Annotated in this window: 9 protein-coding genes; 4 read left to right on the top strand and 5 right to left on the bottom strand. The window is 64.6% G+C overall.

All coding sequences use genetic code 11. The features are described 5' to 3' along the window. The first annotated feature begins 105 nt into the window (after positions 1-105). Together J2887_RS00470 and J2887_RS00475 are read left to right on the top strand one after the other, a co-directional pair. On the top strand, positions 106-1,815 hold the full coding sequence (locus J2887_RS00470) for a SulP family inorganic anion transporter (protein ID WP_227173333.1): 1,710 nt from the start codon (positions 106-108) through the stop codon (positions 1,813-1,815). 100 nt (positions 1,816-1,915) lie between these two features. Further along, entirely contained in the window at positions 1,916-2,578 is a 663-nt protein-coding gene (locus tag J2887_RS00475; protein WP_227173335.1) for an energy-coupling factor ABC transporter permease, read from the top strand. Here J2887_RS00475 and J2887_RS00480 read toward each other — a convergent pair. The 5 genes from J2887_RS00480 to J2887_RS00500 all read right to left on the bottom strand — a co-directional run bounded on the left by J2887_RS00480 (position 2,566) and on the right by J2887_RS00500 (position 8,943). Next, a complete protein-coding gene (locus tag J2887_RS00480) occupies positions 2,566-4,665 on the bottom strand; it encodes an EAL domain-containing protein (protein WP_227173337.1) in 2,100 nt (699 codons plus the stop codon). The genes J2887_RS00475 and J2887_RS00480 overlap by 13 nt on opposite strands. Positions 4,666-4,879: 214 nt before the next feature. After that, positions 4,880-5,869 carry a glycine betaine/L-proline ABC transporter substrate-binding protein ProX gene (gene proX, locus J2887_RS00485; RefSeq protein WP_227173338.1) on the bottom strand — a complete coding sequence of 330 codons (990 nt, stop codon included), beginning with the start codon at positions 5,867-5,869 and terminating at the stop codon, positions 4,880-4,882. A gap of 60 nt (positions 5,870-5,929) precedes the next feature. Beyond that, positions 5,930-7,066, bottom strand: a complete 1,137-nt coding sequence (gene proW / locus J2887_RS00490) for a glycine betaine/L-proline ABC transporter permease ProW (RefSeq protein ID WP_227173339.1) — start codon at positions 7,064-7,066, stop codon at positions 5,930-5,932. A gap of 2 nt (positions 7,067-7,068) precedes the next feature. Next, positions 7,069-8,259 carry a glycine betaine/L-proline ABC transporter ATP-binding protein ProV gene (gene proV, locus J2887_RS00495; RefSeq protein WP_227173340.1) on the bottom strand — a complete coding sequence of 397 codons (1,191 nt, stop codon included), beginning with the start codon at positions 8,257-8,259 and terminating at the stop codon, positions 7,069-7,071. Between the two features lie 255 nt (positions 8,260-8,514). Further along, positions 8,515-8,943, bottom strand: a complete 429-nt coding sequence (locus tag J2887_RS00500) for a potassium channel family protein (RefSeq protein ID WP_227173342.1) — start codon at positions 8,941-8,943, stop codon at positions 8,515-8,517. 146 nt (positions 8,944-9,089) lie between these two features. Here J2887_RS00500 and J2887_RS00505 point away from each other — a divergent pair, with 146 nt between their 5' ends. After that, a complete protein-coding gene (locus tag J2887_RS00505) occupies positions 9,090-10,322 on the top strand; it encodes an efflux RND transporter periplasmic adaptor subunit (protein ID WP_227173344.1) in 1,233 nt (410 codons plus the stop codon). After that, positions 10,322-13,459 (top strand): efflux RND transporter permease subunit, encoded by a 3,138-nt coding sequence (locus tag J2887_RS00510; protein ID WP_227173346.1) that lies wholly within the window; start codon positions 10,322-10,324, stop codon positions 13,457-13,459. Before J2887_RS00505 ends, J2887_RS00510 begins: the two co-directional genes overlap by 1 nt. Positions 13,460-13,469: the final 10 nt, after the last annotated feature.

Genomic DNA, 13,469 nt, shown 5'->3' on the forward strand with positions numbered 1-13,469 from the left:
GAGAAGCTCCGTTTCAGAGCGGTTATTTCAAAATGTTATAAATCTATAACCTTTTGATTGGCGTCCTGTCGGCGCTGATGGTTGTCTCTGATTCAGGTTGTTGCCATGTCGATCCAGCGTTTCCTGCCCTGCCTGCAATGGTTGCCCCACTATCACCGCGACACCTTCGCCAGCGACCTGGTCGCGGCGGTGGTGGTCACCGTGATGCTGATTCCCCAGTCCCTGGCCTATGCCCTGCTGGCAGGTGTGCCGGCGGAGTATGGACTCTACGCCAGTATCCTGCCGCTGGTGCTGTACGGCATCTTTGGCACCAGCGGGGCACTGTCGGTGGCGCCGGCGGCGGTGGCGTCGCTGATGACCGCGGCGGCACTGCAGCAGCTCTTTGTGGCGGGCAGTCCGGAGTACCTGGCCGGGGCCATCGTGCTGAGTGTGCTGTCGGGCCTGTTGCTGGTGCTGATGGGGGTCTTCCGTCTCGGCTTTCTGGCCAACTTCCTCAGCCATCCGGTGATCTCCGGCTTTGTGTCTGCCTCCGGGGTCATCATCGCCACCAGCCAGGTGGGGCACCTGATCGGCGTTGAAGCTGCCGGTCACAACCTGCTGGGCATGGGGCAGCAGTTGCTGGGTCACCTGCACCAGGTGCACTGGCCGACCCTGGCCATCGGCGTGGCGTCGCTGCTGGCGCTGGTGGCGGCCAGGCGGGGACTGGTACCGGCGTTGGTGGCCCTGGGCCTTGGGCCGCGCAGTGCCGGTCTGGCTGCGAAGGCGGCCCCGGTGATGGTGGTGGCGCTGGCGACCCTGGCGACCTGGGCCGGGGATCTGGCCGGGGACGGTGTGGCGGTGGTCGGTCAGGTGCCGTCCGGGCTGCCGACCCTGGTGATGCCGTCGCTGGAGCCGGGGTTGTGGCAGCAGCTGTTCCTGGCCGCGCTGTTGATCGGCGTGGTGGGGTTTGTGGAATCCATTTCCATTGGCCAGACCATGGCGGCCAAACGCCGCCAGCGGATCGATCCGGATCAGGAGCTGGTGGCCCTGGGGGCGGCCAACCTGGGGTCCGGGTTCTCCGGTGCGATGCCGGTGGCGGCGAGCTTTTCCCGTTCCGCGGTCAATTTCGAGGCCGGAGCGGCGACGCCGGCGGCCGGGGTATTCACCGCCATTGGCATCGTGCTGGCGGCGCTGTTCCTGACACCGTTGCTGACGGAGCTGCCGAAAGCTGCGCTGGCGGCGACCATCATCGTGTCGGTGTCCAGTCTGGTGGACCTGCCGGCGCTGGTGCGGACCTGGCGCTATTCCCGGGCGGATTTTCTCGCCATGCTTGCCACCATCCTGCTGACTCTGGGCCACAGTGTGGAGGCGGGCATCCTGGCCGGTGTCAGCCTCTCCATTGCGCTGTTCTTGTACCGCACCTCCCGGCCTCACACCGCGGTGTTGGGGCGGGTGCCGGGTACCGAGCATTTCCGCAACGTGCGCCGCTTTGAGGTGGAAACCAGCGAGCGCCTGGCGCTGCTGCGGATCGATGAGAGTCTCTATTTCGCCAATGCCCGCTTCCTGGAGGAAACGGTGCTGGAGCTGGCCGGTGAGCGCCCGGAGCTGCACGACGTGGTGATGGTGTGCCCGGCGATCAACCAGATCGACGCCTCGGCCCTGGAAAGTCTGGAGGCCATCAACGATCGTCTGGCGGACGCCAATGTGCGACTGCACCTGTCAGAGGTGAAGGGGCCGGTGATGGACCGGCTGCGGCAGACCGACTTCCTGCAGCGACTCAGCGGCGAGGTGTTCCTCAGTACCTACCAGGCCTGGCGCAAACTGGCTGCGGCCTGATCGCAATGCCGCTCCTGGCCATCGTGGCCGTGGCACCGAACGGCGCTGAGACCGTATCATAGGGTGTTTCGAGTGGTTTCTTGCTGAACGGGATGTCGTCATGGGGATGACCCTGCAGATCTTTTCCACAACCCAACTGGTGGTCACGGCCGCGCTGTTCTGCCTGATTCTGGCTGCCGCGGTGCGCCAGGCCGACTGGGCCCGGCTGAAGACGGACCAGGCGCTGCAGCACAGTCTGTTCGGGGCCGCGGTGGCACTGGGGTTCCTGTGGCAGCTGCGGGCCGGGCTGTCGCCGGGGCTGACCATCCACATCTTCGCGATGACGGCGGTGACCCTGATGCTGGGCTGGCCACTGGCGGTGATGGCGGGGCTGATGGCGCTGGTGATCGTGGTGGTCACCGGTCGCGAGCCCTGGCAGCTGTTTGCCGCCAACGGTCTGATCACGGTGATGGTGCCGGCGCTGGTCAGTCACGGCATCATGCTGTGGGAGCGTCACAAGGACTTCCGCAACTTCTTTGCCTACATCTTCTTCTGTGGTTTTTTCGGCGCCGCCGGGGCGGTATTGGTGGCCGGCGGCACCATGGTGCTGATGCTGTGGTCGTCCGGTTCCTACAGCTGGGATGAGCTGGTGCACGAGTACCTGCGGTATCTGCCGTTGATCGTGCTGCCGGAAGCCTTCGTCAACGGCACCGTGGTGTCCGGGCTGATGGTGTTCAACCCGGAACGGCTGCTGACCCTGGACGAACGCCGCTACCGCCGCTGAGGCGGGGTGGGGTAGCGCTGGCGCCAATCCCGGAGCCAGTGCAGGAAGTCGGCGGCGGGCAGCGGTTTGGCGATGCCATAGCCCTGGATCTGCTCACACCCCATCTGCCGCAGTACGTCGGCGTGGTCGAGGGTTTCCACCCCTTCGGCCAGCACCGGTCGCCGGAACTGCTTGGCCAGGAAGATCACACTCTCGACAATCGCCCGGTCGCTGGTGTCCGCCATCATGTTGCGGATGAAGCTCTGGTCGATCTTGATCAGATCGATGGGCAGGGCGCGGAAGTAGGTCAGTGACGAGTAGCCGGTGCCGAAATCGTCCAGCGCCACCTGGAAGCCCATGCCCCGGCATTCGCCGATCACGTTACCGGCCCGCTGCATGTCATCGAGGGCGGTGGATTCCAGCACTTCCAGGGTCACCATGGCAGGGTCCATCTCCGGGTGGTCCAGCAGGTGGCTGCGCAGGTAGTCGGTAAAGCCCGGGTCCATCAGGTGGTTGGCACTGATGTTGATGCTGACCTGGAGGTTGAGGCCGGCCTGTTGCCAGGCATCAAGCTGGGCCAGGGCGTTGCGGATCACCCACTGGCCCATCGGTACTTCCAGCTCGCTGCCGGTGACCACCGGCAGGAATTCCCCGGGGGACAGCAGACCACGGCGGGGGTGGCGCCAGCGGATCAGCGCTTCGGCGCCGATGACGGCGTTGTCCGCCATCTGCACCTGGGGCTGGTAATGCAGCTCCAGCTGGTCCTGGCGAATGGCCTCGCTGAGTTCTCCCAGCATCTGCAGCCGCAGTTCCCGGTGGCGGATCACGCCCGGATCAAACCGATGGCAGCCGTCGCCGCCATTCTCTTTCACCAGGTACATGGCCTGGCCGGCGTGGCGGATCAGCCGGTCCGGCTCCGAGGTGTCTTCAGGGTAAAAGGTGACGCCGGCGCTGGCGGTGATGGACACCGTGGTGGGCCCCACCGCCACCGGACCGCGTACCTGGGCCAGCAGCCGCTGGCAGGCCTCGAGGTCGTCTTCCAGATCCGGCAGCAGCAGCACGAACTCATCGCCACTGAGGCGGGCCAGGGTGTCTTCCTTGCGCACGGCGGCCTTGAGGCGCTTGGCGATGGTGGCAAGTACATGGTCGCCGGCGGCATGGCCAAAGCGGTCGTTGATCTGTTTGAACTGGTCCAGGTCCAGTTGCATTACCGCCAGCGCGGTGCCACTGCGATCCGCCTCCGCCAGCGCCCGGTACATGCGGGACGTCAGCAGGCGCTGGTTGGGCAGGCCGGTCAGGTCGTCGTAATTGGCGACCCGATCCATGGCCTCGGCGTGGTTCTTCAGCGCGGTGATATCGGAAAACACCGCGACGTGGTACCACTCGTCGGGATGGTCCAGCTGTACCCGGTTGATAGACACCAGCTCGGTAAACAGCTCGCCGTTCTTGCGCCGGTTGGTGATCTCGCCCCGCCAGCTGTGACGGCGCTCAATGGCGCCCCACATGGCCTGGTAAAACTCCCGTGAGTGCTGGCCGGAACTCAGCACCGCCGGACTCCTGCCCATCACCTCGGCCTTGCCGTAGCCGGTGATGCGGCTGAATGCCGGGTTGATGTCGATGATCCGGTTGTTCTGGTCGGTGATCATGATGGCATCGTGGCTGCGCTCAAACACGCTGGCGGCGATGCGCAGTTCGCGCTGGGACTCCTTCAGCCGGGTGATGTCGTTCTGGATTGCGATAAAGCCGTCGTGGCCACAATCGTCCCGGTCCAGGGGGCTGCAGTTGATGCGGAACCAGATCGGGTCGCCGTCGCGGGTGTAGTTCAGCACTTCCTCGTCAAAACCTTCGCCCCGGGCCAGGCCGTCCCGCATCCGGGTAATGGTGCCGGGATCGGTGCCGGTGCCCTGCAGCAGATCACCGGGCTTGCGGCCGATGGCCTCCTCCTTGCTGTAGCCGGTGGAGCGGACAAAGCTGTCGTTGACCCAGCGGATCTGGCCGCCGCGGTCGGTGATCAGTACGGAGTTCCGGGTGTACTGGGTCAGGATGGCCAGGCGGTTGGGGCCAACGGACAGAAGGTCGGATAGGTCGTTGTCGGAGCGGTCGGTCATGCTGGGCTGAAGCCGTTGGGTTCGGTCTGAGCGGCAAAAAGGTACGGGATTCTATAGGGAATGCCATCCGTCCGAAGTCGTAAGGTGTACGTATTATGATCGAAAGTTGAGCTTAATCAATTTGATAGCACTCATTACCTTGACCGTATCAGAGGCTCCCAGGCAAAAAAGGCCCGTCGCCGGGGCGGCGCGGGCCTTTTTTGCGCCTGCTGGCTTAGTTGGCGGCCGCGCGGGCCTGCTCCAGCCAGCCGTCGAAGGTGTCGCGGTGGCTGTCGATCCAGGCGCGGGTGTGGGCCTGGATGTCGCGCTGGCTGTCTTCGCCGTTGCGGATCTGCATGTTCTCGGCACTGACGTCGTTGACCGACAGGGTCATGATCTCAAACAGCTTGGCGGCTGCGGGGTTGGCTTCGGCCCAGTCCTTGTTGGCCACAATCCGCTCGCTGTTGATTTCGAAACCGTAGTTCTTGCCGTTGGGCAGCTCGGTGTCGGCGCCATTGGGGTTGGAGGAGTAGGGCACCTCCAGCCACACCACGTCCTTGCCCGGCACCAGGATGCCGGAGACCCAGTAGGGGGTCCAGGTGTAGTAGAAGATCGGATCGCCGTCCCGATAACGGGTGATGGTGTCGGAGATGATGGCGGCGTACTGGCCCTGTTTGTGAGTGACGGTGTCACGCAGGTCGAAGGCGTCCAGTTGGTGCTCAATCACCCCCTCGCAGCCCCAGCCGGCCTGGCAGCCGGTCAGGTCGGCCTTGCCATCGCCGTCGGTGTCAAAGATGGCGGCGATTTCCGGCTTCTTGAAGTCCTCGATGTTGTCGATGTCGTGGGCTTCGGCGGTTTTCTTGTCGATCAGGTAGCCCTGGGCTGCGCCGCTGATGTAGTGGCCCTGACGGAAGAAGACGTCGTCGCCGCCGGCATTTGCGTACATGGCGTTGTGCAGCGGGTACCAGTTCACCGCCATGTAGGTGGCGTCACCGTTGGCGATGGAGGTGTAGCCGGCGCTGTAGTCCACTTCCTGGATCGGCTGAACGTCGTAACCCAGCTCTTTCAGGGCTTCGTTGACCAGCATGGTCTGGAAGGTTTCCTCGGCGATCGGGCTCTGGATCGCCTGGACCGTGACGCCCTTGCCGGGCATGGTGTCAGCCGAGACGTTGACGCTGATGCTGCCGGCGAGGATCGCTGCAGCCAGGGTAGCTTGCGTTTTCATCGTTCGTGCTCCTGCTCTTTGAGTGATTGGCGAGGCGGAAGTGCCGGCGTGTGGCGCCGGTCAGGCCTTTTTTTTATTTTTGATCAGTGCATGGATCAGCCCGGCCGGGCCGGACTCGTACCAGTGACGGACGCCGCGTTCGCGGGCGTCTTTGCCCAGCGCCTGGGTCATCCGGTCGAGGATGATGGCGAGGATAACGATGCCGATGCCGCCGACGGTGGCCAGCCCGATGTCGAGCCGGCCAATGCCCCGCAGCACCATCAGCCCCAGGCCCGGCACCGCAATCATCGAGGCGATCACCACCATCGACAGGGCCAGCATCAGGGTCTGGTTGACCCCGGCCATGATGGTGGGCATGGCCAGTGGCAGCTGGACCTTGAACAGCAACTGTCGCGGGCTGGCACCGAAGGAGCGCGAGGCCTCCACCAGATCCCCCGGCACCTGGCGGATGCCCAGGTTGGTCAGGCGGATCACCGGGGCGACGGCAAAGATGATGGTAACGATGACTCCGGGCACATTGCCGATGCCGAACAGCATCACGATCGGTACCAGATAGACAAACGCCGGGGTGGTCTGCATGGCGTCGAGAATCGGCCGCACCACGCCGGCAACCCGGTCGCTCTTGGCCATCCAGATGCCGGTGGGAATCCCCAGCGCCATGCAGAACAGCACCGAGGTAATCACCAGCGACAGGGTGGTCATCGCCTGTTCCCAGGCGCCGATGGCGCCCATCGCGATCATCCCCACCATGGCGGCGATGCCGAGGCGCAGGCTGGAGAGCTGCCAGGCCAGCAGGCCGAACAGCAGCACCATCACCAGTGGATGAATGCTCAGCAGGGCGGTGTCGAAGACCGTCAGCGCCAGGTCCACCGGCTGCTTGACCAGTTGGAAGAACAGCCGGAAGTTTTCCACCACCCAGTCGATGCCGGTTTCGACACCACCCTGGATGTCGAACCATTCGGTCTGGAACGGGTCGCTCCAGGTGTTCTTCGGGGCCTCCTGGAGTGCCGACTGGGACAGCCAGTCGCCGCCGGTGGGCTCCGGTTCGCTGCCGGCACTGCCCCAGGGGTCCGCCGCGCTATTGGCGTCGGTGGCGGGTTCCGTTGCCGGAGCGGTGACATCCGCCCAGGGGTTGGCGCCGGTGGAGGTGTCGTAGGGGACCGGCTCGTGGCCGGTGTCATTCTGTTGGTCTGCCATGGTCAGTCTCCCTCCCGGTCAAGGGCCTGTAGCAGGGAGGCCTTGGAAATCACCCCCAGGTACGTGCCGTTGTCGTCGGTTACCGGCAGGCCGCAGGGTGCGGCGGCCACGGTGCCAATGATGTCGTGTAGCGAGCTGTTGCCCTTCAGCGCTTCCACCTCGCTCAGGAAGGCGCTGTTGAGGCTGCCTCCGTTCTTTTCCGCTGCCAGCAGGGAATCCAGGGAGATGGTGCCCTGGTAACGCTGCTGCCGGTCGATCACATAGCCGAAGTCGCGCTCGTTCTGGCGCAGCCGTTCCAGTGCGGCCGGCACACCGGCACCCTCGCGCTCGATCACCGTCACCTGCTTGCGACGGGCGGCATCGGCCGCGGTGAACACGGTGGATTTGTCGACCCCTCGGAAGAACGACCGCACATAGTCGTCCGCCGGGTTCTTGAGAATCTCATCCGGTGTGCCCACCTGAACCACCCGGCCGCCTTCCATGATGGCGATGCGGTCACCGATGCGCATGGCTTCGTCGAGATCGTGGGAAATGAAGATCACGGTGCGGTCGGAGTCCTGTTGCAGCTTGACCAGCTCGTCCTGCATCTCGGTGCGGATCAGCGGGTCGAGGGCGGAGAAGGCCTCGTCCATCAGCATGATGTCGGGGTCGTTGGCCAGTGCCCGGGCCAGCCCCACCCGCTGCTGCATGCCGCCGGACAGCTCATCCGGGTAGCTGTTGACGTTGGCTTCCAGGCCGACCTGGGCGAGGGCGTTGCGGGCGCGTTCATGGCGCTGCTCCCGGGGCACCCCGGACAGTTCCAGGCCGAAGGCGGCGTTGTCGATGACATTGAGGTGGGGCATCAGCGCGAACGACTGGAACACCATGCTGATCTTTTCCCGCCGCAGCTGGTTCAGATCTTTTTCGGACAGCGAGGCGATGTCCTGATCGTCGATCCAGACTTCGCCGTCGGTGGGTTCGATCAGGCGATTGAGCAGACGCACCATGGTGGACTTACCGGAACCGGAAAGCCCCATGATGACGAATATTTCGCCCTCAAATATTTCGAAGGAGGCGTCCATGACGCCGATGGTCTGTTGGGTTTTTTCGAAGATTTGCTGCTTGGGGATCCCCTGGCGAACCATGGCCATGGCTTCATCCGGGCGATCTCCGAAGACTTTGTACAGGTTTTTGACTACAACCTTGGGCTTCATTGGGGATCACTGCCTTTGGGTTTTTTATTGTGTACGTAGCAAGAAGCGGACCTGGATCCCTCCCCATCCGGATAATTGCTTATAACTCTAATAGTAGCATGACGTGATCCGTCGTAATTTTCTATAGATGGACAATAGATCTCTAGTTCGGCGGTAGATCTCTGGATAGGCGATCAATCATGGCTTCCTGCCGGCAGATCATGACTTTTTACCCATAGGAAAGTCCGGAGGTTGTTGGCAAGCTGTGCTGGCGCATCAGCGCGATGGCCAGTTGCGTTGCATCTCCACGAACAGGAACGAGGCGCTCCAGGTGATCAGGATCAGGCCGGTCAGCGCTTCGATGCCGGTGAGGTAGCGGATGTGGCCGAACGGCTCGATGTCGCCGAAGCCGAGGGTGGTGAAGGTGGTGAAGGAAAAGTAGGCGCAGTCCATCAGGGTACCGCTGAAGTTGCCGGTCAGGTGACCCCAGGTATCGGCGTGGTGCATCAGGTAGTAGGCGCCAGCGAAGATCCACACCTCGACGGCGTGGGCCACCAGGGTACCGAGCACCGCCAGGGAAATGCGCTCGCGGTGAAAATGTTCACCAAATCGGGGCAGCAGGCGGCCCATTTCGTGCAGGAACTCGTAGTGCACGGCGACTACGATGACGACAATCAAGCTGTTGATCAATATGACCTGGAGCACGGCACTGGATTCTTTCTGGCAACAAAATACGTTCAGTCTAACATCCATCTGTCGGGTCGCCCGATCACTCGGCTGCAAATAACGACGTGCTGTTTTCCAAAGCTGAAGGGGCCGGCCGTGGCTCCACTGGATTTCAAGGAGTCCCCATGCGACGACGTCTGATCGCCCTCGCCATCCTGGCCCTGGGTATTGCCGGCTTTCTACTGCTCAAGTACACCCGGCCGGAACCTGTCGAGGTCAAGGCCGAGGAGCGCAGCTGGCGGGTTGAAACCCAGACCGTGCGTCCCGCCCGCCATCAGCCGGAGCTGTCGCTCTACGGTCAACTGACCGCTCCCCAGCAGGTTACCCTGTCAGCGCCGGTGGCGGCGGTGGTGGCGGAACGCCCGGTGCAGGAGGGTGAAGCAGTCCGGCGCGGGCAGGTACTGCTGCGGCTGGCGGATGCCGACCTGCAGCCGCTGCTGGCGGACGCCGAGGCCGATGTCGCCGACAGCCGGGCGCAACTGACCTCGGAGCGGGTCCGTCACCGGGCTGATCAGGCCGCGCTGGAGAGTGAGCAGGACATCGTCGCCAACGCCGAACGTCAGTTGTCGCGGATCGCCACCCTGGTGGAGCGCAATCTGGCGTCCCGGGATCAGCTGGAGGCCGCCACCGATGCGCTGGCCCGAGCCCGGTTGGCGCTGGTGGCGCGTCAGCAGGCACTGGACGACCATCCCAGCCGGCTGCAGCGGTTGCAGGCGCAACTGCAACGGGCGAGCGCCCGCCTCAGTTCGGTACAGCGGGACCTGCAGCGCAGTGAGGTGGTGGCGCCGTTCGACGGTCGGGTCACCAACCTGCAGGTGGCACCGGGGGATCAGGTCAATCGCTACCAGGCGTTGCTGACGGTGTACCCCGACGAGGGCCTGGAGTTGCGGGCCCGCGTTCCCCAGGGCTATCGCCAGGAGCTGGCAGCGGCACTGGCCGAAGACACTCCGTTGCAGGCGAAGGCAGTGGAGGGCAATGCCCGCTTCCGCCTGGTGCGCTTTGCCGGCCAGAGCGACCCCACCGGCACCGAGGCCATCTTTCGGCTGCAGGGCCGCGCCGATGGTCTGCGTCCCGGTGCCATGGTGCCGGTGATTCTGCAGCGTCCCGCCGTGACCGACGCCGTGGCAGTCCCCTTCAGTGCGCTCTATGGCAACGACAGTGTCTACGTGGTCAATGACCAGGGGCGCATGCAGCGAATCGCCGTTACCCGCCTGGGTGAGCTGCGCCAGGGCCGGTCACGCCCCTGGACCCTGATTGCCTCACCCGAGCTGGCGGCGGGCCAGCAACTGGTGGTGACCCACCTGCCAAACGCCGTCAACGGCCTGCGGGTGGACGTGGTCAAGGGGGCGGATAGCTGATGGCCAATCGACGGGGTGTCATCGGTTTCTTCGTTCACCACCGGGTCGCCGCCAACCTGGTGATGCTGGTGATGCTGCTCGGCGGCGTGCTGGCGATGAGCAGGATGAACATCCAGTTCTTCCCCACCTTTGCCCTCGACATCGTCAGTGTGCGGGTGCCCTGGAGCGGGGCGTCCGCCGAGGACGTGGAGCAGGGCATTACCGATCCCCTGGAGCAGCGGCTGCGCAATCTGGAGGGGCTGAAGAAAATGACCTCCACCTCGGCCCAGGGCATCAGCAACATCTCCCTGGAATTCCACGAGGGCACCGATCCGATCCAGGCACTGGACGATGTCCGTCAGCGGGTGGACGAGTTCACCAACCTGCCGGTGGATGCCGAGGAGCCCCAGGTGGCCCGGATCGAGCGGTATGACCCGGTCGCGCGGCTGCTGGTGTTCGGCGACCTCACCGACGACGAGCGGCGGGCGCTGGCCTACCGTTTTGAGAACGAACTGCTGGACGCCGGCATCGACCGGGTGGACCTGAAAGGCCTGCCGGAGCTGCAAGTCAGCATCGAGATCCCGGCGGCCGAGCTGGACGGCCTGGGTCTGTCGCTGGACCAGATTGCCGACCGGGTGCGCTCGGTGTCGCGGGACCTGCCGGCGGGATTGCTGGGCCAGCAGGACGCCACCCGCGAACTGCGTTCGGTGGAACAGCGGCGAACCCCGGACGCCTTTGCTGCCGTGCCGCTGGTCAGCAGTGACCGGGTGCGCATAACCCTGGGGGACGTGGCAATCATCCGTCAGGAAGCCAGGACCGGTCAGGTGGCGCTGAGCCGCGATGGCCAACCCGCGGTGGAACTGTTGCTCAGCCGCTCGGAAGATGGCGACTCGCTGAAGGCGGCCGAGGCCCTGGCGCGCTGGCTGGAACGTACCCGTCCGATGCTGCCACCGACGGTACAACTGGAGGTGTACGACGAGTCCTGGCAACTGATCGACGACCGCATTTCGCTGCTGATCAACAATGGTCTGGGCGGCCTGGTGCTGGTGATCCTGCTGTTGTACCTGTTCCTGCCGGGGCGGGTGGCCTGGTGGGTGGCCGTCGGTATCCCCACCGCGTTTCTGGCGTCGATGATCGTGCTGTGGCTGATCGGTGGCTCCATCAACATGATTTCGCTGTTTGCGCTGATCATGGCGCTGGGGGTGATTGTGGATGACGCCATCGTGGTGGGGGAGGATGCCGATGCCCACGCCCGCATGGGGGAGGGCTCGATGCATGCCTCCGAAGGCGCCGCCCGGCGCATGGTATGGCCGGTGCTGGCGTCGTCGCTGACCACGGTGGCGGCGTTCATGCCGTTGCTGGTGGTGGGGGGCATCATAGGCAACATCCTGCAGGACATCCCGCTGGTGATGATCTGTGTGCTGGCGGCGTCGCTGGTGGAGTGTTTCATTGTGCTGCCCGCGCATCTGCGCCACGCCTTTGTGCCGGCCGATCAGACCCCGAGGCGGCGACCGTCGCCGGTGGCACGGCTGCGGGACCGCTTTGAGCAGGGCTTCGAGCGTTTCCGCGAAGGGCCGTTCCGGCGGTTTTCCCGGTTCACCCTGCATTACCGTGGCGCCACCCTGTGCGGCGCGCTGGCGCTGGGGCTGTTCACCGTCGGGCTGCTGGTAGGCGGGCGGCTGCCGTTCAACTTTTTCCCGTCGCCGGAGCCGTCGATCTTCTATGCCAACGCCAGCTTCGTTACCGGCACCAGTCGGGCGACGGTGGACCGCTTCCTCGCCGAGATGGAGGCGACTCTCAACGACACCGAACAGGCCCTGGGCGGCAATCTGATCCTGCACGCCGTTACCAACCACGGTCAGACCCTGGCGGCGGAGGGCGGCAGTCGTCAGGGTGATGAGGTTGGCGGGATCATGGTGGAGCTGGTGCCCTCGGACCAGCGCAGCGTCCGCAACCCCGAATTCATCCGTGCCTGGCAGTCACGGCTGACGCTGCCGGCGGGGCTGGAGAGCCTCAATCTGGAGGCCCGCAATGCCGGTCCACCGGGCAAGGATCTGGCGGTTCGACTCACCGGTGACAACGCCGGTGAGCTGAAACAGGCTGCGGAAGCGTTGAACGAGGCCATTCGAGGGCTGCCCGGGGTGCTGGACAGCGGCGACGACATGCCCTGGGGGCGGGAGCAGCTGATCTACGCGGTCAATCCGTTCGGTGATGCCCTGGGACTGACCACCGAAAGCCTGGGGCGGCAGTTGCGGGCGGCCTTCGACGGCCGCATTGCCCAGGTCTACCAGGACGGTCGCGACGAGATTGAGGTGCGGGTGCAGCTGCCACGGGACCAGCGTGAACAACTGGCGACGCTGTCGCGGCTGACGGTGCGGGTGCCGGATGGACGATTCGTGCCCCTCGACCAGGTCATGACACTGGATCATCGTCAGGGCTTCCAGGCCCTGCGCCACGCCGATGGTCAGTTGGCGGTGGAGGTGGGTGCCTCGCTGGACACCCGCATCAGCACCGCCGACCAGGCCAAGGAAAGTCTGGAGGAAACGGTGTTGCCGGAGCTGGCCAGCCGCTACAACCTGCGTTACAGCTTTGAGGGACGGCTGGCGGACCAGCGCGAGACGCTTGCGGACATGCGCACCGGCCTGGTGATCGGTCTGGGGCTGATGTATGTGGTGCTGGTGTGGGTGTTTGCGTCCTGGAGCCTGCCGCTGATCGTGATGGCAATCATCCCGTTTGCGTTGGTGGGGGCGCTGCTGGGCCACTGGTTCATGGGGCTTCAGCTCACCATTCTGTCGCTGTTCGGGTTGTTTGGGCTGTCGGGCATCGTGGTCAATAACGCCATCATTCTGGTGACCTTCTACAACCAGCAACGGGCAAAGGGACTGACCATCCTGGATGCGCTCAACGAGGCGGTGGTGCAGCGGGTACGGGCGGTGGTGCTGACTTCGCTGACCACCATTGGCGGCCTGTTGCCATTGTTGTTCGAAACGTCACTGCAGGCCCAGTTCCTGATTCCCATGGCGACCTCCATCGCCTTCGGCCTGGGGCTGTCGACCCTGCTGGTGCTGGTGGTGATTCCAGCGCTGCTGTCCTACCTGGAGCAGTTCCGGGTGTGGCGTCAGCAGCGCCGGGGAGGGCCGGCGGCCGTGACGGAGTAACGCCGCCACG

Source organism: Marinobacter sp. CA1, assembly GCF_020546665.1.
In the GTDB taxonomy this organism is placed as follows: domain Bacteria; phylum Pseudomonadota; class Gammaproteobacteria; order Pseudomonadales; family Oleiphilaceae; genus Marinobacter; species Marinobacter xestospongiae.